The 696-nt window shown below is 50.6% G+C and carries 2 protein-coding genes; both read left to right on the top strand.

What is annotated here, in order from left to right:
- On the top strand, positions 1-199 hold a 199-nt coding region (locus QQJ79_RS15660), incomplete at its 5' end, for an Lrp/AsnC ligand binding domain-containing protein (RefSeq protein WP_284223855.1).
- Positions 200-371: 172 nt separating this feature from the next.
- The coding region (locus QQJ79_RS15655; protein ID WP_284223854.1) for an ABC transporter substrate-binding protein at positions 372-696 on the top strand (325 nt) is incomplete at its 3' end.

Raw genomic sequence — 696 nt, 5'->3', positions numbered from 1 at the left:
AACCGTGGATCAGTTCCCCGAGATCATGGAATTTTATCGCATGAGCGGAGATGTGGATTACCTGCTGAAAGTGGTGGTGCCGGACATTGCATCCTATGACAATTTCTATCGCCGCCTGATCCAGTCCATCAGCCTGTCGGATGTCAGCTCCAACTTCGCCATGGAAGAAATAAAATTCACAACCGCCCTGCCCGTCTGACATTTTCAGGAGACTGACCAAACCTCGTAAATCACACAAAGAAAATAAGACAAAATTCTGATTTAAAACAACTTTCATATTTTTACATCAAAGGCAAAAACTCCAATTGATTGGCGCCCACCAATGACGTAATTTGGTGCAAAATCAAATCCTTGAGGGAGGTCCCTTTACAATGCTGAAATTCAATCTTGGTGCCATGACGCGCCGTTCCCTGTTTGGCGCACTTGCAGGCGCTGTTCTGGCCTCCGGTTTTGCCGGTGCTGCACAGGCAGACGACAAGATCACCATCGGGGCCCTGCGCTTCACGTCCCACGCGCCGTCCTTCATCGCCTATGAAAAAGGTTACTTCAAGGAAGAAGGTCTGGATGTTGAACTGAAATTCTTCCAGGCCGCCCAGCCCGTCGCGGTTGCCATTGCGTCCGGCGATATCGATTTTGGCGTCACTGCCATGACCGGCGGCTTCTTCAGCCTTGCCGACAAGGGTGCCGTCAAGGTCA

This window comes from Brevundimonas denitrificans (assembly GCF_030160755.1).
Lineage (GTDB): Bacteria > Pseudomonadota > Alphaproteobacteria > Caulobacterales > Caulobacteraceae > Brevundimonas > Brevundimonas denitrificans.
This window is presented reverse-complemented; position numbering and strand designations above follow the sequence as displayed.